This is a genomic window from Alcaligenes sp. Me129, assembly GCF_050487245.1.
In the GTDB taxonomy this organism is placed as follows: Bacteria; Pseudomonadota; Gammaproteobacteria; order Burkholderiales; family Burkholderiaceae_B; genus Alcaligenes; species Alcaligenes phenolicus.
Genome location: NZ_JBKQGX010000013.1, coordinates 70,175 through 88,294 on the forward strand (window position 1 = coordinate 70,175; position 18,120 = coordinate 88,294).

Annotated in this window: 18 protein-coding genes; 2 read left to right on the forward strand and 16 right to left on the reverse strand. The window is 57.4% G+C overall.

The window, feature by feature from the left end; translation table 11 throughout:
- Window positions 1–50: 50 nt before the first annotated feature.
- Together ACLPGZ_RS13890 and ACLPGZ_RS13895 are read right to left on the reverse strand one after the other, a co-directional pair.
- A complete protein-coding gene (locus tag ACLPGZ_RS13890) occupies window positions 51–806 on the reverse strand; it encodes a fimbrial biogenesis chaperone (protein WP_429641560.1) in 756 nt (251 codons plus the stop codon).
- A 67-nt stretch (window positions 807–873) separates the two neighbouring features.
- The gene (locus ACLPGZ_RS13895; protein ID WP_009459276.1) at window positions 874–1,437 is read right to left on the reverse strand and encodes a fimbrial protein; all 564 of its coding nucleotides are present in this window, start codon (window positions 1,435–1,437) and stop codon (window positions 874–876) included.
- 366 nt (window positions 1,438–1,803) lie between these two features.
- Here ACLPGZ_RS13895 and ACLPGZ_RS13900 point away from each other — a divergent pair, with 366 nt between their 5' ends.
- Window positions 1,804–2,976 (forward strand): fimbrial protein, encoded by a 1,173-nt coding sequence (locus ACLPGZ_RS13900; RefSeq protein ID WP_081055412.1) that lies wholly within the window; start codon window positions 1,804–1,806, stop codon window positions 2,974–2,976.
- A 42-nt stretch (window positions 2,977–3,018) separates the two neighbouring features.
- Here the strand turns inward: ACLPGZ_RS13900 and ACLPGZ_RS13905 are convergent, their stop codons facing one another.
- The 12 genes from ACLPGZ_RS13905 to hcaE all read right to left on the reverse strand — a co-directional run bounded on the left by ACLPGZ_RS13905 (window position 3,019) and on the right by hcaE (window position 14,409).
- Window positions 3,019–3,639 (reverse strand): hypothetical protein, encoded by a 621-nt coding sequence (locus ACLPGZ_RS13905; protein ID WP_238441753.1) that lies wholly within the window; start codon window positions 3,637–3,639, stop codon window positions 3,019–3,021.
- A 362-nt stretch (window positions 3,640–4,001) separates the two neighbouring features.
- Complete coding sequence (gene mhpT, locus ACLPGZ_RS13910) at window positions 4,002–5,246, reverse strand: 3-(3-hydroxy-phenyl)propionate transporter MhpT (RefSeq protein WP_268380181.1); 1,245 nt, start codon at window positions 5,244–5,246, stop codon at window positions 4,002–4,004.
- 142 nt (window positions 5,247–5,388) lie between these two features.
- A complete protein-coding gene (dmpG, locus tag ACLPGZ_RS13915; protein ID WP_115634055.1) occupies window positions 5,389–6,423 on the reverse strand; it encodes a 4-hydroxy-2-oxovalerate aldolase in 1,035 nt (344 codons plus the stop codon).
- 17 nt (window positions 6,424–6,440) lie between these two features.
- Window positions 6,441–7,385, reverse strand: a complete 945-nt coding sequence (locus ACLPGZ_RS13920) for an acetaldehyde dehydrogenase (acetylating) (protein ID WP_203145562.1) — start codon at window positions 7,383–7,385, stop codon at window positions 6,441–6,443.
- Window positions 7,386–7,410: 25 nt separating this feature from the next.
- Entirely contained in the window at window positions 7,411–8,208 is a 798-nt protein-coding gene (mhpD, locus tag ACLPGZ_RS13925) for a 2-keto-4-pentenoate hydratase (protein ID WP_429641564.1), read from the reverse strand.
- A gap of 1 nt (window position 8,209) precedes the next feature.
- Entirely contained in the window at window positions 8,210–9,064 is an 855-nt protein-coding gene (locus ACLPGZ_RS13930; protein ID WP_088450650.1) for an alpha/beta fold hydrolase, read from the reverse strand.
- Between the two features lie 32 nt (window positions 9,065–9,096).
- A complete protein-coding gene (locus ACLPGZ_RS13935) occupies window positions 9,097–10,044 on the reverse strand; it encodes a 3-carboxyethylcatechol 2,3-dioxygenase (RefSeq protein WP_203145563.1) in 948 nt (315 codons plus the stop codon).
- 14 nt (window positions 10,045–10,058) lie between these two features.
- Window positions 10,059–11,345 carry a 3-phenylpropionate/cinnamic acid dioxygenase ferredoxin--NAD(+) reductase subunit gene (gene hcaD, locus ACLPGZ_RS13940; RefSeq protein ID WP_115633970.1) on the reverse strand — a complete coding sequence of 429 codons (1,287 nt, stop codon included), beginning with the start codon at window positions 11,343–11,345 and terminating at the stop codon, window positions 10,059–10,061.
- The gene (hcaB, locus tag ACLPGZ_RS13945; RefSeq protein ID WP_239054547.1) at window positions 11,345–12,160 is read right to left on the reverse strand and encodes a 3-phenylpropionate-dihydrodiol/cinnamic acid-dihydrodiol dehydrogenase; all 816 of its coding nucleotides are present in this window, start codon (window positions 12,158–12,160) and stop codon (window positions 11,345–11,347) included. Before hcaB ends, hcaD begins: the two co-directional genes overlap by 1 nt.
- Window positions 12,157–12,477, reverse strand: a complete 321-nt coding sequence (gene hcaC, locus ACLPGZ_RS13950; RefSeq protein WP_060186504.1) for a 3-phenylpropionate/cinnamic acid dioxygenase ferredoxin subunit — start codon at window positions 12,475–12,477, stop codon at window positions 12,157–12,159. Before hcaC ends, hcaB begins: the two co-directional genes overlap by 4 nt.
- Before the next feature lie 28 nt (window positions 12,478–12,505).
- Window positions 12,506–13,054: a 3-phenylpropionate/cinnamic acid dioxygenase subunit beta gene (gene hcaF / locus ACLPGZ_RS13955; RefSeq protein ID WP_035272051.1), complete on the reverse strand. Its 549-nt coding sequence runs from the start codon at window positions 13,052–13,054 to the stop codon at window positions 12,506–12,508.
- The gene (gene hcaE, locus ACLPGZ_RS13960; RefSeq protein WP_009459253.1) at window positions 13,051–14,409 is read right to left on the reverse strand and encodes a 3-phenylpropionate/cinnamic acid dioxygenase subunit alpha; all 1,359 of its coding nucleotides are present in this window, start codon (window positions 14,407–14,409) and stop codon (window positions 13,051–13,053) included. Before hcaE ends, hcaF begins: the two co-directional genes overlap by 4 nt.
- 385 nt (window positions 14,410–14,794) lie before the next feature.
- On the opposite strand from hcaE, the gene ACLPGZ_RS13965 reads away from it, so the two are divergent.
- Complete coding sequence (locus ACLPGZ_RS13965; protein WP_009459251.1) at window positions 14,795–15,748, forward strand: LysR substrate-binding domain-containing protein; 954 nt, start codon at window positions 14,795–14,797, stop codon at window positions 15,746–15,748.
- A 45-nt stretch (window positions 15,749–15,793) separates the two neighbouring features.
- On the opposite strand, the gene ACLPGZ_RS13970 is transcribed toward ACLPGZ_RS13965, so the two are convergent.
- A complete protein-coding gene (locus ACLPGZ_RS13970) occupies window positions 15,794–16,240 on the reverse strand; it encodes an OsmC family protein (RefSeq protein WP_239054546.1) in 447 nt (148 codons plus the stop codon).
- Between the two features lie 310 nt (window positions 16,241–16,550).
- The gene (gene dbpA, locus ACLPGZ_RS13975) at window positions 16,551–17,951 is read right to left on the reverse strand and encodes an ATP-dependent RNA helicase DbpA (protein ID WP_428993894.1); all 1,401 of its coding nucleotides are present in this window, start codon (window positions 17,949–17,951) and stop codon (window positions 16,551–16,553) included.
- Between the last annotated feature and the right edge of the window lie 169 nt (window positions 17,952–18,120).

An 18,120-nucleotide genomic window follows, 5' to 3' on the forward strand; every position in this document is an offset into this window, starting at 1 on the left:
AAGGGTCAGACGTGAGAAGCGGGGAGTGGGTGGCGGGTCGTGCCGCCGGCTTACGGAGTGTCCGAGCTCAAGGCGCGGGCCTGAACTTTGCTTTGGCCGTTCAGGCGAACTTCATAGGGATCGGCGCTGCCGTAGTCGCTGATCGCACGAAACTGCAAGGTGTCTTGTGCGCCGGAGCGACCCAAGGGCAAGCGACGGGTCTGGCCAGGGGCAATCATGCCGGGGTCTTCCATTTCCTGGCCCTTGGCAGTGCGCAGGGTGGACATGGACACGTGGTAAGCGCTGGGGTTGTGGATCTCCAGCATAGGTGCGCCCTGAGCGTTGACCACGGACCACTGCAAATCGACAGGGGCCTGGGCGGCCGAACCGGGCAAGCCGTCAGGACGGAAAAATAATTTGATGCGTTGGCGAATGGCTATCTGCAGCTGATTGTCTCCGGGACTTTGTTGCGGGATTTCCTGGATGTTCAGCCAGAGCACGGTTTCGCGGTCACGAGGCAGGCCCTGATCACCACCGGCATAGAGCACACGCATCACTTGCTGGCCGTTAGGGGCAACTTTGACCAGTGCAGGGGTAATGGCAAAGGGGAGTTCTGCTTGATCGTGATCGGTATTCGTTTCCAGCCAGGACTGAACCAGGATGGGCGAATTGTCGTTGCGAACCACAATGGACGCTTCTTGCTGCTTCTCGGGCAGGATCAGGCGGGTACCGCTCAAGGAGATGGATGCCTGGGCCTGGTTGCTCAATAGCGCAGCGCTCAGGGCCAGACATCCAAAAGCCAGTTTCTTGAAAGTTAAGATGGACATGGTTCATTCTCCTTGAGGGGTTAGTTCTGGCGAAAGGGATCACCCTTCGCCAGAGGTTCAGGCAGTCTTATTCGTAAGACAGCTCGTAGGCAACGGTCGCGTTGGCTTGGCCACCGACAACATCAGCAACTTCAGCACCGGCCTTGCGGGTGTAGTAGGCGGTCAGAGGAATGTTGATGGCGCCGTCAGCGTAAGGAGCTTCCAGCTTGGCGGTGCCGCTGGTGAAGTCCAGAATGGTTTGGTCGCTGACCAGCATGATCTGCACGTTCTGGGCGCCGCCAGTGACAGCAATACCCTTGCCGGAGGTCGCGGTAGGAGCCAGCTTCAGCTCAACTTTGGTGCCGGTGGCACATTCGATCTGCATATCGATGTTCTTGGAGATCGAGGTGATGCCGCCTGCGGAGGTAGCGGGCGTCGCTTCCGTACCCAGAGTCTTGGCCGACACAGGGCCCATATCGACCAGCATGTTGGCACCGGAGCTGGAAGCACCAGGAGAACGCACGGTGCAACTGTCAGCGTTGATGCTGCCTACAAAGTTGATGTTGCCGCGGGCACCGATAGTGGATTCGGCTTGAGCACCGGCAGCAGCAAAAGCGGAAAGGATAGTGAGGCCGAAAAGGATCTTTTTCATGATTGATTTGACTTCCGATTGTTGGACAAACGAAGCAACCTTGTTGTACGCCTTGGGGCGCTCTAAGGTTCCCAGGAGTGTGCTCTGTTTGGGCACAATTGAAGTTTAGGAAATCAATCGGGGAAAAGATTTAGGACTATTCTTAAAATGCAGTCCTATTAATTGAGAATGTTTTTTTTAATTGTTTTGTTCTGTCAAGTGGCTTGTTTGCTTGGTTTGCAATTCTTGACGATTAAGCTTGATTGGGTTTGAGTATCAATTAAGAGCGGAGAAATAACTCTAGGAATAATCTTAAATAATTGAATAGACTGCGCTTTTAAAATTTCATCATTAATTGGCCCCGATAGGGGTTGGAAACGAATTTTGATGAATGAGATGCGTGATATGTGGAACCGTATATTCAGGAAACAGGAGTTTTCCCGCCAGCGATTCGTGTGGGCTAAAGCATTGATGCTGCCCATTGCCTTGCTTGTCGGGATGGGCCAGGTCCAGGCTCAGTCAACGAGCTGTTTCAGGTCCCGAGACCTGACGGCACGCTCAAGCTGGAGCATGGCCCCTAGCGGCACCGTCTTTAAAAATGGCGATATTGTAGGGCGTACGTCTGCCTATGCTGAGTACTACATGCCCATTGCCCACGGCGAAACAGTGGATGTCTATGCAAGCGGGCAGATAGTGGATAACGCTTATCAAGCAGTTCCCTTGAGTGGGATGCCAGGGTTGGGTTTGGTCGTTCGCTGGGCGGGGTACGCCTCCACTGTCTCTTTGACGCCAATCGGACCAAGTGCTCCGCAGGGAACGATTATTTCCAGTAGCCCGTGGATTTCTGTGCTACGAGCGCGAACAACGGCCAGTTACACGCTGGCCCAGTTCTACAGTTTTGAACTGGTGGTTATTGATGACAAGGTATATAAAGGCGGCAAACTGACCTTTACTGAAGCCAATAAAGTCCTTGTTATGACAGCCAATCAAAAGGGCACGGCTAATGCACAGCTTTGTATTAATGGGTTCGTGGACCCCATGGCGGCTTTGACCGGCACCGTGCAAGTGCCTGAGTTGCCCAAACCTGCCTTGCCCAGCTGTAAGTTCTCGACCAGTACCTTGACTCAAAATGTGGTTCTGGGACCCGTTGATCCCGGTCAGATTGTGCCTGCAGGTGCAAGTCGCTCTTCAGGTGCGTCAGGGCAAGCCCATTTCTTGATTGAGGGAACGGGTTGTACCAAAGACACCAAACTGAATATCTATTTCACCGACACCAGGGATAGTGCAACGAATAAAAATTATTTGCTCTCAAGCAATCCGGCAGTCGGGATACGTTTGTTTCATCGCGGTGAATCTGACCCCCTGCCTTTTGGTCCTGCGCCTTCAGGCTCCTGGGTGCCGTCGCGTTATGCGCCTTCTGTAGGGCCGGCTCTGACGGATGGTGCTGTACTGTCTACCGGTTTTACCGCTCAGTATGTACGGCTGCCCAATAAAACCGAATCAGATGTCAGACCGGGGCCTTTGGAAGCGGCTGCAACTTTTGTGATTGTGTATCCCTGATACGCAGGAAGAAAAAAGCGGAGCCAAGGGGCTCCGCTTTTTTTATTTGCTGGTGGCGGGTTCCTGCCAGCGTAAATAGGCATTGCGGGTTTGGGTGGACACGGACTCCAGCACCTTTTGATGTGTCACCTTATGGCGTGCCAGCAGGCGTGCATCTGCCACTGTTCGGGATTTGCAGAACCAGTGGCAGCTGTGTTGAAACAGGTATAGCTCGGCGGACAGATGAAAGGCCCGGCTTTTTGGGTCCAGCTGTTCGGGGTTGTCCACCATATGACGCAGCCCGGCAGCATGAATCTGCAATAGCTGGCGGAAGTCGCGCGTCATGGAGGGGATGATGCGTTCGGCATAGGGCACGCAAAAGGGCAGCATGCCTACTCGGGTGTTTTCTGCTGGTTCTTTTTGCAGAAGGTCGGCCAGGGATTGAATCTGGGTGGCTACCGCGTTTTCGGTCTGGGCAAACATCTCCAACACCTGCAGTTGGCGTGAGGGGTCCTGTTCGCCAATCGCGCGGGTATAGCCTTCCGTCAGCGTTTCCATATGGCGTTCCAGCTGGAAGCTGCTCAAGTGGCGACCCAGCAAGATAATGCGTCCGCGTTGATACCGTGCCCGCACAAAGTGCAGGGCTATTGCGGCGACCAGAAGAAGAATTACTGTGTCCATCATCCGTGTTTCCGTGCAGGGCCAGGCACCTTGTTGTTTTCTGCTGCAGCGCCAAGCCTGGCTATAAAAATCTCGGCTGCCAAATAGCAGCCGGCCATTGTATCCCGCCATTCTTTATTCTTGTTTTCATTCTTGTCGGGGATTGCCACCAGTGAGGCCAGGTGGATTGCACAGACGGAAATCGCTGAAGAAGGGGGCAGTCCCCCCGAGCAGCCCCCAAGCTTGAAGACGAATTCAAGCTTGGGGAACTACGTATGTGTGGGGTGCGTCTTCCAGGTAGAACGCAGCCCTTGATGCAAGGGCTGACTCCAGGAGGGCTGGTGTTCAGGTTGCAGCTGGATTCCAAGCTGCAATTGGCTCTGTTCTCAAGCTTTTCCAGCGGCTGGCAGGGCGGGGCTGCCGGATGCTCTTGCCTGCTCCTGACTGATCTGACGGACTACCAGCAGCATGCACAAGGCTGAAACAATAATGCAGGGAATTGCCGAGCTGATGACGCCAGCGGCTCCATACCCCTGGCTAAGCAACATGCCTGCAAGGGTTGGACCCAGCGTTGCGCCGATACGGCCAACGGCTGCAGCGGTGCCGACGCCAGTGGCACGTACGGAAGTAGGGTAGACAATACCGCCAAAGGCATACAAGACGCCCTGGCAACCAATCACAAACGCACCCGTCAGTGCGGCAGCCCAATACATCTGCGTCAGGCCGGATGCGGCGTTCAGGCTTAACAAACCAGCCAGAATACCGCCGTACATCAGTGCAATAACCAGGGTTTTGTGCCAGCGGTCGGTCAGATACCCTAACAAGACGGTGCCCACGGTTGCGCTGATCATGAACCAGAATTGGGCTGTGCTGCCTTCCTTGCGGCTAAAGCCCAGTTCCTGGAACAGGGAAGGAAGCCAGCTCAGCATCAGGTAGACCACCATCAGCGTGAAAAAATAGCTGACCCACAAGAGCAGGGTGCGGGTGGCCAGACCATTGCTGAACAGATCCTGGAAGCGTCCTTGAACGACAGCAGGGCTTTGTCGAGCCTGCAGGAACTCGCGTGATTCGGGCAGGAACCATACCATGACAGGAATAACCAACAGGGGGAGCAGGCCGCCCAGATAGAAGATGTTTTTCCAGTTTTCACCAAAGTTGGAGGCGGCGACCAGGGACAGAATGGCGGCCCCAACAGGCATGCCCGCATACATCATGCCCACTGCACGGGCACGGTGTTCTGGTTTGACGGATTCGGCAGCCAGCGTAATCAGATTGGGCATGGCCGCGCCTAGACCGGCTCCGGCCAGAAAGCGCACCATCAACAGGATGGCCAGGCTATTGACCCAGGCGGTGAACAAGGTAAACAGGGCAAAGATGGCGACCGAGGCAATCAGCACGGCCTTGCGACCGTATTTATCGGCCCAGCGCCCGCCCATCAGCGAACCGGGCAGCAACCCCAGAATGCCCGCACTTAGAAAATAACCTTGGTAGGTTTTATCCAGACCAAACTCTGCTGCTACGCCTTTCACGGCAATACCAGCGGCCTGGATGTCCATGCCTTCGATAACGGCGATCAGAAAGCAGATCGCCACGGTGATGACCGCATGTCTGCGGCCTTGAGTATGTGTCATTGCTATGTCTCCTCGGTTGACCGGGACGTTTTTCTTGTTGCTTCTGCCCCCTGCCCGCCCCGAATTCAGGGTGCAGAAACCCGCTCATTGCGCGGCAAGGCAGCGCTGAGCGGGGGTAGAACTTTTTTTTAGAGTCTCGGAATCAGGCTGTGGCGCCTTGGCGCTGCAGCAAGTCCAGGGCCACGTCCACGATCATGTCTTCCTGTCCGCCCACCATGCGGCGTTTGCCCAGTTCGACCAGAATGTCCACGACTTTCAGGCCGTACTTGTTGGCTGCGGCTTCGCTGTGGCGCAAGAAGCTGCTGTAGACACCGGCATAACCCAGGGCCAGGGTTTCACGGTCCACGCGGACCGGGCGATCCTGCAGAGGGCGCACAATGTCGTCGGCGGCATCCATCAGGGTGTACAGATCGGTGCCATGGTTCCAGCCCATGCGTTCGGCAGCCGCAATAAAGACCTCCAGCGGTGCATTGCCGGCACCGGCGCCCATGCCTGCCAGGCTGGCATCAATGCGATCACAGCCTTCTTCAACGGCCACAATGCTGTTGGCCACGCCCAGGGACAGGTTGTGGTGGGCGTGAATGCCGGTCTGGGTTTCAGGCTTGAGTACATCCTTGAAGGCCCGGAAGCGTTCGCGCACATCGTTCATGTTCAAGGCACCGCCCGAGTCGACCACATAGCAGCAGGTTGCTCCGTAGCTTTCCATCAGCTTGGCCTGTTCGGCCAGATGCTGCGGACTGGTCATGTGGCTCATCATCAAAAAGCCGGCGGCATCCATGCCCAGCGAGCGGGCGTATTCGATGTACTGCTTGCTGACGTCCGCTTCCGTACAGTGCGTGGCAACGCGTACGATGCGTGCGCCGGCGTCGTAGGCGGCTTTCAGATCATGAATGGTGCCAATGCCCGGCAGCAGCAAGGTGGCAATCTTGGCGTGCTGCACGACCGAGGCCACTGCCTCGATCCACTCCAGATCAGAGTGCGCCCCAAAGCCGTAGTTGAAGCTGGAGCCGCACAGCCCGTCACCGTGGGCCACTTCAATCGAGTCCACCTTGGCCTGGTCCAGGGCACGGGCAATGTCGATGGCGTTCTGCACGCTGTACTGGTGACGCACGGCGTGGCTGCCGTCGCGCAAGGTCACATCGGAAATAAAAAGCTTTTTTTGTGAATCGTGTGCCATGTTCGTGTCCTTGCTAATCATGCGGCCTGCGTCAGCAAGCGGGTTTGTGCCAGACGCTCGGCACAGGCCAGGGCGGTGCTGGTCATGATGTCCAGATTGCCTGCGTAAGCGGGCAGATAATGGGCCGCACCTTCCACCTCGATAAAGACCGACGTTTTCAGACCGGAGCGCAAGCCCAGACCGGGCACATTGATGGGCTGGTCTTCCCGGATCAGGTCAAATTGCACTTTTTGCTTGAGGCGATAGCCGGGCACATAGGCCTGAACCTGGGCTGCCATAGCTTCAACCGATTGCTCGATTTCAGCCTCTTTGCCCGGATCAGTCAGGGTGTAGATGGTGTCGCGCATCAGGAGCGGGGGCTCGGCCGGGTTCAGCACAATAATGGCTTTGCCTACCTGTGCGCCGCCTACCACTTGCATGGCTTTGCTGGTGGTTTCCGTGAACTCGTCGATATTGGCGCGTGTGCCGGGACCTGCGGATTTGGACGAGATGGAGGCAATGATTTCCGCATAGTGCACGGGGGTGACTTGCGAGATGGCCGCGATGATGGGCACGGTGGCCTGTCCGCCGCAGGTCACCATATTGATGTTGGGCGCGTCCAGATTGTCTTCCAGGTTCACCACGGGCACGGTGTACGGGCCAATGGCGGCAGGCGTCAGGTCAATCACCTTGATGCCGTGTTCTTGCAGCAGCGCATTGTGGCGGGCATGGGCTCCAGCACTGGTGGCATCGAACACAATACGAATGTCCTGGAAGTTGGGCAGCTTCAACAGCCCTTCAATACCTTCATGGGTGGTGGGCACGCCCAGCCGTGCCGCACGGGCCAGGCCGTCCGAGCTGGGGTCGATACCGACCATGGCACCCATGCTCAGGTATTTGCTTTGGCGCAGTACCTTGATCATCAGGTCGGTGCCGATATTGCCCGAGCCAATAATGGCGACGGCAATTTTGGGGTTTGTCATGTGTGTTACTCCGAACAAAGAGGACTTAGCCTGCGCTGAAGGTGACCGATACCGAGCCTATGCCCTCGATCACGGCTTCAAAGTGATCGCCGCTGGCCACCGGCGCCATGGGGCCCAGAGCGCCGGTCAGAATGACATCCCCGGCCTTGAGCGGATCACCCAGTTTGGCCAGGGTGCGGGCCAGCCAGGCGGCTGCATTAAAGGGGTGGCCCAGGCACTCGGCACCACTGCCGCTGGAGGCCGCTTCGCCGTTACGCAGCAGAGTCATGCGGGCGGCGCGCAGGTCCAGACCATCCAGGCGACGGGCGGGTCCGCCCAGCACATACAGGCCGCTGGAGGCGTTGTCGGCCACGGTATCGACAAAGCGGATGTCCCAGTTTTCGATGCGGCTGCCCACAATTTCCAAAGAAGGCATGACCCAGCCTACGGCGGTGGCGACATCCGCAAAGCTGGTGTCGGCGTGGGACAGGTCGCGCTCCAGAATCAGGGCGATTTCGGCCTCGATCTTGGGCTGCAATACACGTTCGAAGGGGACGGAGTCGCCATCGCCATAGGCCATGTCGGCAAACAGGGCGCCGAAGTCGGGCTGGTCCACGCCCAACTGCTTTTGCACCTTGGGGTTGGTCAGACCGATCTTGCGGCCCGTCAGGCGGCGTCCCTGCGCTACGCCACGAGCAATATTGATACGCTGGATGTCGTAAGCGGCCTGGGCATTGTCTTCACCGATCAGAGCGCGAATCGGTTCAATGGCCTGACCGCTGTGTTCGGCCTGGCGCAGGCGGGCAGCCAGCGTGTCCAGCAGTTCAATGGATGATTCGCTCATCTCAACGCTCCAGGAAGTCCAGCACCAGCTGGTTGAACTTCTCGGCGTGTTCCCATTGCGCCCAGTGGCCGCATTGGTTGTAGACGTGCAGCTCGGAGTTCGGGATACCCGCCAGCAAGCGCAGGCCGGTGTCAAAAGGAACGACACGGTCCTGACGGCCCCAGATGATCAGGGTGGGGGCGGTGATGCTGGGCAGGCGCGGGCTGAAATCGGGGAACTGGCGCGGGTTGGCTTCCAGGGATTTCAGGAAGTTTTCCAGGTGATCCTTGCGGCTGAGCATATTGTTCAGACGGGCTTGCAGCAGTTCTTCGGTCAGGACGCTGGCATCGAACACAAAGACATTGTTAAAGCGCTTCAGGTTTTCCAGCGTAGGTTCGCGGTACAGGCCGTTCAGCAGCTTGATGCCTTCGCTGGGCATGGGGGTGAACAGGCTCATGCCACCTGTGCCGCCGCCCATCAGAACCAGTTTGGCCACGCGTTCGGGCCAGGTCAGGGCAAAGGCCACCGAGCTATGTCCGCCCATGGAGTTGCCCAGCATGTGAATCTTGGCTATGCCCAACTGGTCGATGATGCTTTTGACGACACGGGCATTCAAATCCGAGCGCGAACCGCTGTTGACGATGGAGTCGCTCTTGCCCCAGCCGGGGCAGTCAATCAGCAAGACGCGATAGCCGGCCTGGGTCAGGGGTTCGATATTGCGGTTGAAGTTGGCCCAACCGGTTGCACCGGGGCCCGAGCCGTGCAGCATGACGACGGTCTGTTCGCCCTGGCCCAGATCGTTGTAGTGAATGCGCAGTTCCTTGCCTTCCTCGACCACGGTCGCGAAACGGCTGTAATCAGCTTCATTAAGACTCATGACAATCTCCTGATGTTTTGTTGTGGTGGATTTCAGTTCTTGCTGGGATGGGCGGACAAGCCGCCAAAACCGGCAATCCACTCGGGAATTTCGCGGTAGTAGCGATGGCCTGCTTCGTAAGGGCCATAGGCCGACAGCCCGGCAAAGGCGGCTACCCAGGTTTTGACTTCGTGGGCGCTGCGGCCTGCCAGGGCGGAGACCGCGTCGTTGGCGACCTCATCAAGCTGGGCATAGCTTTGCGTTTGCAGCAGATCCAGAAAGTTCTGGTCCCACTCGGGGTTAAGCGGATGCAACACCGAGGGGTCCTGGGTGAAAGCCTTGCCAGCATCAATCGTGCGCTGGGTGCGAGCGGCACGGGCTTCGGGCGATAGGGTGTAGCCTTCGCCATCCAGGGAGCGGCGCACGGGTTCGGGCGCTTCGGCGTAAACGGGCACGGGTGGCTGATGGGACAGCCCGCCGGAACCCAGCCACAGCACGCGTTTTCCGGTAGAACGGGCCCATTGACCGATGGCTTCACCCAGCAGGCGTGCACGCTTGAACGTGGGCAGGGGGGCCGCTACCGAGTTGATGAACACCGGAATAACCGGGTACTGATCCAGACTGCCTACCAGATGCTCCAGCGGATAGGCAGCACCGTGATCGACCTGCATATCGTGCGAAATCGCCACATCCACACCGCTATTGATGACATGGGTGGCGCAGTCGGTAGCCAGCTCAAAGGGCACGTTCAAGCGCCCGGCCAGACTGCCAAAATCCCCAATCGCATGGGCGCCTGTGCCGATGCAAAAGCTGGGCATGACGTTATAGAAAAAACCATTGAAGTGATCGGGCGTGAACAGCACGATCAAATCCGGTTTGAAGGCGGCAATGCGCTCGCGGGCGGCTTTTTGTACTGCAAAGACTTCGTCCAGCACGGCCTGTGCCGGGTCGTGATGACCCAGCAAGGGGGTGTGCGATAAGCACTCCAGATGTGCCTGCATCCCGGTCTCCTGTTTTATGAGTGTGAAGGGGCCGCGACGCATGGAGCCGCGGCTTGTGCGGCAAGCGCAAGGCTCGCCCCCTGTTTGGCCAGATTGCGCAGGGCCTGGGTGGTATCGGCCCAGACCTCCAATGGCAAGATGGCTCTTTGTTCAATCAATTCCTTCAAGGGACGCATGTCGCGACCTTGGTTGACGGTGATGGCGCCACAGATGGCACCTTCCGGGTCCAGGCCGATCAGCACAAATGGCGTTTGCTGCAGTGAGCCACGCAGGACCCAATGAGCCGCCTGCATCTCCCCGGCGAATTGAATATTCAGGTCGCATTGGTCGGTCCAGAACCAGGAGGGAGTGGCTTTGGCGGGTTCCTGGTTCAGCATGTGGCACACAGCCATCACGGCCTGGCGGTTGGCGTTCTCCCAGGTTTCCTGCCGCTGCCAGCGGCCATCCAGTCCGATCTGAACGGTGGTGTCGCCGGCGGCATAAATGCCTGGGCAGGAACTGCGGCCATGCTCATCAATGACCACGGCGCCTTGCTCGGTATTTAGCCCGGCACTGTCAGCCAGGCAGGTGTCTATGGTGACGCCTACGCCGTAAATCAGCAGATCACCTCGCAGTGTCTTGCCGTTGCTGAGTGTCAAAGCAATTTTTTGTTCAGCTTCAAGGCTTGCATGCTCGACATGGGTGCCCAGATGAATGTGGACGCCACGCGCTTGATGGACGCTGAGCAAGTAATCGCTCAAGACTTCGGGAGCATTGCGCGACATGATGCGGGTGGCCGGGTCGATCAGCTCGACAGTTGCGCCCATGGCGACCAGGCTGGAGGCCAGCTCCAGACCAATCACGCCAGCCCCTACCAGCAGTGCATGACTACCGGGTTTGATCTGGGCGCGAATGCGATGGGCATCGTCCAGGGTGCGCAGCACATGCGATACAGAACCCAAGGCATCCAGTTCGGGCAGGCGTCGAGCCTGCGCACCGGTGGCCAACAGCAGCGAGTCGTAGTTCAGGCTGTCACCATTGGACAGACTGACCTGACGAGCTTGAGCATCAATGGCCACAGCACGTACGCCCAGTCTCAGATCGATATTCTGTTCCTGGTAGAAACTTGCGGGGTGCAGTGTCAGTTGGGCCTGTTCGGGGTTGAGCAAGGCGTCCTTGGACAGCGGCGGACGCTCATAGGGCAGATGAGGCTCATCACCGACCAGCGTGATCGAGCCTTGAAAGCCACGGCTGCGCAGTTCAGCGGCTGCTGTGGTACCGGCCTGCCCAGCTCCAATAATGAGGATATGTGGTGCTTGCATCACAGCTCCAGACCGCCAGCCACATTGCGGATGCCCCGGATACCCAGGCCCGCATCAGCATTGATCATGACGCCGGTCAGCGTCTGGTTGTTCTGGCGTGATGCCAGCAGCACAAAGGGGCCGGTAAATTCTTCTGGTTCGGGGAAGAACTGCAGGGGCAGGATGGCCTTGATTGCATCGGGCGAGCGTGAGTCCATGATGCGGGTGTCTTGCTGACCCAAAGCCTGCGGTCCGCGCAGATCGGTTTTCATGCCGCAAGGGCCCACGCCATTGACGCGTACCTTGGGGGCCAGCTCGAATGCCAGTTCACGAATCAGACCGACCGCCGCGTGCTTGCTGGCGGTGTACAAAGGGCCACCGCCTTCGGCGTAGAAGGCGGAGTTGCTCAAGGTAAAGATCATGCTGCCGCAGGATTTCACCAGTTCGGCGGCGGCCGCTTTGGCCCCAAGCAGATAGCCTTTGACGTTGATGGCAAACAGCTCATCAAAGCCTTTGTCCAATTGCTCCATGCTGGTGTTGATCAGGCGTGCGCCGTGATCCCAGACGGCCGCATTGCCAATAAAGCAGTCCAGCTTGCCAAAGCGGGCCATTGTGGCATCCACGGCCTTTTGATTGTCGGCCGCGCTGCACACATCGCCCTGGATGGCCAGCACCTTGCCTTCAAAGTGCTGCTCCAGCTGGGCGCATTTTTCTGCCGAGCGTTCCAGCACGGCCACCTTGGCCCCTTCTTTCAAAAAGCGTTCCACCAGAGCCAGGCCCAGGCCGGAGCCGCCTCCGGTGATCAGTGCGACTTCGTTTTCAAGCCAGCCTTTCATGCCTGGGCCTCCAGATCGATATAGACCATGCCTTCGCTGATGATGACCGGATAGGTACGCAGCGCTTCCGTGGCGGGCTGGCACAGTGCCGCGCCCGTTTTCAGACAGAAGCGGGCAGCGTGCAAGGGGCACTCCACGGTGCCGTCGTCCTCGACATAGCCTTCGGACATGGACGCGTTGCCGTGGGTACAGCGGTCGTCCGTGGCGTAGAAGGTGCCAGCGATATTGAACAAGGCGATCTGGCGCTCGGGGGTGTCTATCTTCAGTGCTTCGCCATCGGCCAGCGCACCGGTTTCACATGCAGTAATGCGGGTCATATCAATCAACATCGGAAAATAAGCGGGTTCAGAACAGAACGCTTAAGTTGTGGGAGGTAATGACGACCTGATCCAGAACGATTTCGCGTTCATACAGCTCCCAACCAAAGCGGTTGTCGCTGCGGCGCACGCAATCAATGCGTTTGCCGGCATACCAGGTCTCATCCCGTTCTTTCTGAGCGCGGTACAGGATGTAGTTGCTGCGGATCTCGTAGCCCTGGCCATCGCTCGTTGGGCGGATACGCAGATTGCTCACAAAGTGACGGGTGCGGGAGGGTGGCTCTTCCGCCCAGGCCATGCCGGTTTCCAGACGTGCGACGCGGCGCTCCAGCTGGAACTTGTTGTCGTTGAAGATCCAGGTGCTCGGTGGCTGCACACTGCGCCGACGATCGCGGGTTTGCGCATTGGTCGTGCTGCGCATGTGGTAGTGCACATCCTCGGACAGCAGGTCCAGCCAGTCACGGAACTGCCAGTCATCCAGCAGTTCGGCTTCCTGGTACAAAAAGTCGGCAATCTCGTGATGCAGCTGCATGTCGACGATGGCAGCTTGGCTTGGCTCTTGAATGACGGCGCTCATTTCACCAGCTCCTCTTCGTAGGCACGGCTGCGTTCCAGTACTTCATCCCAGGTTTCGGACACCATCAGGTCGGCCCAGTACTTGTACAGGCCACGGGCGGCGGTCTCGGAGAAGATGTAATTGGTCACCCCGGGTACGCCATCGCTGCGCAGCCCTTCGTTACCCAAGCCCATTTCCATGCACAGTTGCGTGCCGCGAGCGCGTTTGCCACGCAGGATTTTCTGGATTTCAGCCCAGTTCTCGGAGTCGTCCTGTTCCAGGAAACCGGCGGGACCGAAGGCGCGGGTAGCGCTGCGCTCGAAGGCGGCTTTTACATCGTCGGGAGCGGCTGCATCGGCAATGCAAAAGGCCCAGACTTCTACCTGATTAGGACCACGGGGATGCCAGACGCGTAGTGTGGCGGTGCCGTTCAACCAGCTCAGGGTAGGGAACATATTGTTGTGACCGGCCAGGCGCAGGGCGCGGACTTCACCCAGGCGTTCGTGGGCTTCGGCATAGGTGTCGCGGAAGTACTGGGAGACTTCACCGTCCACCCACACGTTGGCGTCAGGCTGCTCGGTAAAGAAGAAGCCACTGCCATGGCCGCGCTGGCCGTACTGGACGGCGTCCTTGGCGGTTTCCCAAACCGGGCGTGCGGTTTGTCCGGCGCCCAGAGCCTTGTCCTCGTCACCGGGTTTCTGGCCCAGCACTTGCACGGCAGAGGCGTGCGAGAACAGGGCGTGATACTGGTCGGAGGCAAACTGTTCGGCGGGGAATTTCCAGTTGCATTCGATGGTCCATTTCTGAACACCACCGATGATTTCAGTGCCGCCTTCGCGTCGGTCCAGCACACCGTCCAGGTACCAGGCAATGTCGCCCATGTACTCTTCCAGATCAGGCGCTGTGGCGTCCCAATTGCCAAAGACCAGGCCTTTGTATACTTTGACGCGGGTTACTTCCTGCAGGCCCCACTTTTCCTTGCACAAGCCTTGCGGATAAGCGCGCGGCTCCAGCGGTACATCCACCAGATCGCCGTTGGTGCCGTAGCTCCAGCCGTGGTAGGGACAGGTAAAGGCTTTGGTGTTGCCCGAGTCTGCATAAGAGACGCGCATGGAGCGGTGTCGGCATTGGTTCAGGAAGGCCTTGATCGAGCCGTCTTTCTGACGAACCACGATGATCGGGTCCTCGCCCATATAGGTATTGAAGAAGTCTCCCGCTTTGGGAATCTGGCTGGTGTGGCACAAGAACAGCCAGGTGCGGCCAAAGATGCGCTCCAGCTCCAGCTCATAAATATCCGGGTCGGTGTAAATGGAGGGGGTGACGCGTCCATTACGTGCATCGACCAAGGCTTCGATTTTTTCAGGGTTGATTCCCATCGTTTGCTCCTCGCTATTGCAATGCGTGCTTTTGCAAAACAGGTTTTTGTCGCTAGCGGCAAAATGTAGAAGCTTGAAATGAATCCGACCAATACTTGCTTTAGATCGGGTGATCGGCAAACCCGATAAGTCCCTCTAAAACCCCTTGCTTGCATGTGGGTTTCGGTTTCAGGCCAGTATTGATGCGGCTTTGGCGACACCTAGGGTTTACGCTAGCTATGATTGCTGCGCTGCAGCATTGAAGATTGGGTCTGCTTTTCAGGGCGTGGGAGCGGCGACAATAGTGCCTAAAAGAAAGGCTTGTTTTGGTCCTCACAGCAGGCTGCGTCCAACGCTGTGCGGGTACGTTCCGGGCAGGGAACGATCAATTTGACAGGAGACAAACTTGGAGTTGCGACACTTGCGTTACTTCGTTGCAGTCGCGGAAGAGTTGAATTTCACCCGTGCTGCCGAGCGGCTGTATACCTCTCAACCCTCCTTGAGCGAGCAGATCCGAAATCTGGAAGAAGAGATCGGTTATCCCTTGCTGAACCGCACGCGCCGTAAAGTCGAATTGACCGAAGCAGGTGTGATTTTTCTGGATGACGCGCGCGAGATCCTGCACAAGGTGGAGGAGGCCGTACAGCGAGCCGGCAAGGCGGCCTCGCAGGCGCGGGAAGTGCTGACGATAGGCTTTGTGCCCGCGGCCGAGGTGCGTATCTTTCCAGCAGTGCTGCCCGCTTTTCGCGCAGCCTTTCCTCAGGTCGATGTAGTGTTGCGCAGCCTGACTTCCAATGAGCAGGAGGGAGCGCTGGCGCGTGGCGAGCTGGACCTGGGGTTCATGCGCGGCCCGGTGCGCGCCACCAATGTGTTCAGCGAAGTGGTGCTGGATGAGCCCTTGCGAGTGTATCTGCCTCAGGGGCATAGCCTGGAGGCTTATAGTCTGATCCCGCCGGCACGCCTGAATCGCTTGCCCATGATTGCGGTGGATCGTTCCTATGGCCGCTCCATGCACGATGTGCTGGCCCGCTATCTGGCTCATCATAAAGTGGTGCCCGAGCACACCTATAACTCGGCCAACCCCCTGATGAGTATTAATCTGGTCGCTGCTGGCCTGGGTTATACCTTGCTGCCTACCTACGCGGAATACTTCATGCCCAAGAATGTGGTGTCGCGCCCCTTGATCGGTGGCGGCCCGCGCTGTGAATTATTGATGGCCTATCCACGAGATACTGGCTGCATGAGCGAGGCTGCGGTCAGCCTGATAGAACGTATACGGGAGCTGGCTCGCTGGCACGGTTCGGGCCCCTCGGCTGCCAGTCATTTGAAACTGGCTCCCAGCAAAATCGCCTGTATGTAGTTGCACATACAGGCGAGGGCGTTTTTCAAAAATACGGGCTCTATCTTACTGTTTGATAATGTGGATCTCGTTTGACAGTTCAGGCGTATTTATTATTGTGTCCAGAACTGGGCAGGTTCTTTCAATGAAATTGACGAATTCTTCTATTTCTTCATCATTGTTATTGGCCTGGATATAGTATTTGCACGTAATTTTATGAAATCCCATTTTGGCCTCTTTATTGATCCCGTAGAAGCCATCTGTGTCTATTTCACCGTCCATCTCGATTTTGATGTCGATTAAGTCAATTTTTTGACTCTTTGCAAAGCTTTTTGCAGCAATGCATTTACAGGCGCCAATTGCTGAAAGCAGGGCCTCCAGGGGAGTCATCCCGCCGCTGCCATTATCTCTCTTGCCGGGTTCATCCAGAACAATGGAAAAATCCCTGGAAGTGCATTCAATCTTTAGTTGGTCTATTAACGTTGCGGTTGCAGAAAAAACGTGGTTGCTCATGGCTGTTCCTTTTGCTTATAGCTTGTTAATTGGCTAATGATTCCAGGCTTCTGTCCCTTTTTTAAAATTGGATAAGGGTGTGCTTTAGTGTGCTCCGGTGGGAGCGTGCGGCGCTTTTGGGCTTGAAAGGTAGTTTATATATTTTTTTTGGCTGCGGCATTTATTTTGATAATTAGCTGCCTAAGCTAATAACTGCCTGGTATGGCACGAGCTGCTGCTTGCAGACTCGGCAACGGCACTGGCTATTGCTTCCAATAGGTTATGGTGCTGGCGTTGCCGGTCCTTGGTTCAGGGACTGTCGCTGTCCTATTTATTTATCTTCTACAAAGCGCATGCGAAAGCGTCGGCCTTTGATGTTGGCGTTGGCAATTCGGTCAAAGTATTGACGTGCAATCTTGCGGTCCAGCGCCACGTAGGAACGGGCATCGGTAATCGCAATCTTGCCAACCTGCTCGCCTTTCAGGCCCACATCGCGGGTCAGGGCACCAAGCAGGTCGCCGGGGCGCAGCTTGTCTTTTTTGCCACCCTGAATTTCCAGCGTCATCATGGGTGCGCGCAGCGGCTCTTTGGACTGAGGGCGCAAGCCTTTCAGATTGCTCCATTTCACTTCGCTGCCCTGGAACTCCTCGATCAACTTCACCCAGCGCTGTTCGCTGCGCGAGACCAGATTCAGGGCCAGGCCTTTCTGATCACCCCGGCCGACCCGACCCACGCGATGGATATGCACTTCGCTGTCTTTGGTGACGTCTACGTTGATGACGGCCCCCAGATTCTGAATGTCCAAACCGCGTGACGCCACATCGGTCGCGACCAGCACGGCACAGCTCTGGTTGGAGAACTGCACCAGAATCTCGTCGCGATCACGTTGTTCCAGGTCGCCGGTCAGAGCCAGGGCCTGGATGCCTTCGGATTGCAGTTCTTCCACCACTTCCTGGCAACGCATCTTGGTGTTGCAGAAAATCAGGGTAGAGGCGGGGCGGAAGTGCTCCAGCAGGGTCACCACGGCAGATAGACGTTGCTCAGGATGAACTTCATAAAAGATCTGTTCGATCTGGCTGGCATCGTGCAGCGCTTCCACTTTGACTTCTGCAGGGTTTTTCAGAAAGCGGGCGCTGAGCTTGCGGATATTTTCCGGATAAGTGGCCGAGAACAGCAGGGTTTGACGGCGTGGTGGGCAGTGCGAGGCAATGGCCACGATGTCATCGTGAAAGCCCATATCCACCATGCGGTCGGCTTCGTCCAGGACCAATGTTTTCAGGGCGGACAAGTCCAGATTGCCGCGCTCCAGATGGTCCTGAATACGGCCCGGCGTTCCCACCACCACGTGCGCACCGTTGCGCAAGGCTTCGGTTTGCGGACGTGAAGGCACACCACCGCACAAAGTCAGCATGCGCACGTTAGGAATCTGGCGGGCCAGACGACGCAGTTCCGTGGTGACCTGATCGGCCAGCTCGCGCGTGGGGCAGATCACCAGGGCTTGCGGAGTCAGCTTGCTGGGGTTGAGGGTTTGCAACAGACCCAGGCCAAACGCGGCGGTTTTGCCGCTGCCGGTCTTGGCTTGGGCGATCAGGTCGCGGCCTTGCAGAATCAAGGACAGGCTTTGTTCCTGAATGGCCGTCATTTTTTCAAAACCCAGGCTATCCAGGGTTTCAAGCAAGGCAGGCAGAAGGGGGAGGGTACTGAAAGAGGTATGGGGCACGATGGGTGACATCAAAAAGGACTGCAAAATAAAGGATTTAGCGACAGTTTACCGTTTGCGGGCCGATCGCTGGGAAATAGAAAGCGGGGAAGATGATTGGATGTTGACAAGCAAGCAAGCAAGCAAGCAAGTAGGGCTGGCAGTGCAGGGGGCTCCTGCGATTTACTGGTTTTCTTGCAAG

Excerpts from the sequence above, each read along its gene's own strand:
- ACLPGZ_RS13935 (WP_203145563.1), bottom strand. The coding sequence starts at position 10,044 with ATGCAGGCACATCTGGAGTGCTTATCGCACACCCCCTTGCTGGGTCAT.
- dbpA (WP_428993894.1), bottom strand. The coding sequence starts at position 17,951 with ATGTCACCCATCGTGCCCCATACCTCTTTCAGTACCCTCCCCCTTCTG.
- mhpT (WP_268380181.1), bottom strand. The coding sequence starts at position 5,246 with ATGACACATACTCAAGGCCGCAGACATGCGGTCATCACCGTGGCGATC.
- hcaB (WP_239054547.1), bottom strand. The coding sequence starts at position 12,160 with ATGAAAGGCTGGCTTGAAAACGAAGTCGCACTGATCACCGGAGGCGGC.
- ACLPGZ_RS13890 (WP_429641560.1), bottom strand. The coding sequence starts at position 806 with ATGTCCATCTTAACTTTCAAGAAACTGGCTTTTGGATGTCTGGCCCTG.
- hcaE (WP_009459253.1), bottom strand. The coding sequence starts at position 14,409 with ATGGGAATCAACCCTGAAAAAATCGAAGCCTTGGTCGATGCACGTAAT.
- ACLPGZ_RS13905 (WP_238441753.1), bottom strand. The coding sequence starts at position 3,639 with ATGATGGACACAGTAATTCTTCTTCTGGTCGCCGCAATAGCCCTGCAC.
- dmpG (WP_115634055.1), bottom strand. The coding sequence starts at position 6,423 with ATGGCACACGATTCACAAAAAAAGCTTTTTATTTCCGATGTGACCTTG.
- ACLPGZ_RS13895 (WP_009459276.1), bottom strand. The coding sequence starts at position 1,437 with ATGAAAAAGATCCTTTTCGGCCTCACTATCCTTTCCGCTTTTGCTGCT.
- hcaC (WP_060186504.1), bottom strand. The coding sequence starts at position 12,477 with ATGACCCGCATTACTGCATGTGAAACCGGTGCGCTGGCCGATGGCGAA.
- ACLPGZ_RS13970 (WP_239054546.1), bottom strand. The coding sequence starts at position 16,240 with ATGAGCAACCACGTTTTTTCTGCAACCGCAACGTTAATAGACCAACTA.
- ACLPGZ_RS13930 (WP_088450650.1), bottom strand. The coding sequence starts at position 9,064 with ATGAGTCTTAATGAAGCTGATTACAGCCGTTTCGCGACCGTGGTCGAG.
- mhpD (WP_429641564.1), bottom strand. The coding sequence starts at position 8,208 with ATGAGCGAATCATCCATTGAACTGCTGGACACGCTGGCTGCCCGCCTG.
- ACLPGZ_RS13900 (WP_081055412.1), top strand. The coding sequence starts at position 1,804 with ATGAATGAGATGCGTGATATGTGGAACCGTATATTCAGGAAACAGGAG.
- hcaD (WP_115633970.1), bottom strand. The coding sequence starts at position 11,345 with ATGCAAGCACCACATATCCTCATTATTGGAGCTGGGCAGGCCGGTACC.
- hcaF (WP_035272051.1), bottom strand. The coding sequence starts at position 13,054 with ATGAGCGCCGTCATTCAAGAGCCAAGCCAAGCTGCCATCGTCGACATG.
- ACLPGZ_RS13920 (WP_203145562.1), bottom strand. The coding sequence starts at position 7,385 with ATGACAAACCCCAAAATTGCCGTCGCCATTATTGGCTCGGGCAATATC.